Genomic DNA, 691 nt, shown 5'->3' with positions numbered 1-691 from the left:
CTTCTAATAAATAAGGACTTTTATCAAGTAGTGCAGGTCCGTTTATTGCCAAGTTTATCTTTAAGCTCTGATCTAAGTCATATAGTTTCCGTACTTCGCCTAATATTTCATTTCCCGTGAGGGCTCATTGCCGCCCTCACTCTCCTGTTATCGGCTAAAAAATTTTTTATCCCTCACAAATATAAAATTATGCTTGGAAAACAGCAAACTCTCTTTGTTCAGACAGCTGTTTTCCTTATCAGCATAATTTCATATTTCTTCGGAAAATTTTGAATGCCGAGGTTTCTTTATTATTCTATAATATAGAAAATATTAAAATAAACAAATATTTTTTCAATTAACTTTGAATATGGAGTTTTTTACTATAATTTTAATTACAAGTCCTTGTAAATCCATTGGCTCTCACTAATTTATTTATTATTTCATTTAATCTTGTATTTTTTCTATTGTAAAACAACTCTATATAATTATTATTACTCAATCTTTTACTATAAAATACGGAAGAACAACCACTTTCTTTTGAAAATATAATTGGTATTCCATAACCTGTTTTTTCATCTACTATATTTCCGACTTTTGGATTTATTCTTGTCTTTTCAGGTATCAGTAATGTTGTTTCTCCAAATTGTACTCTCTTATTTATTGATCTTACTGATATATCTTTTATTGCTTCCTCTACTATTTTTTCATC

At 28.2% G+C, this 691-nt stretch carries 1 pseudogene; it reads right to left on the bottom strand.

Going from position 1 to position 691, the window contains the following annotated elements:
• Window positions 1–370 precede the first annotated feature (370 nt).
• A pseudogene (locus EII29_RS11420) lies at window positions 371–691 on the bottom strand (hypothetical protein); the annotation flags it as partial.

It is taken from the genome of Leptotrichia sp. OH3620_COT-345 (assembly GCF_003932895.1).
Taxonomy (GTDB): domain Bacteria; phylum Fusobacteriota; class Fusobacteriia; order Fusobacteriales; family Leptotrichiaceae; genus Pseudoleptotrichia.
Note: the sequence above shows the minus strand (reverse complement) of the source record. Positions and strands in the feature narration are given on the sequence as shown.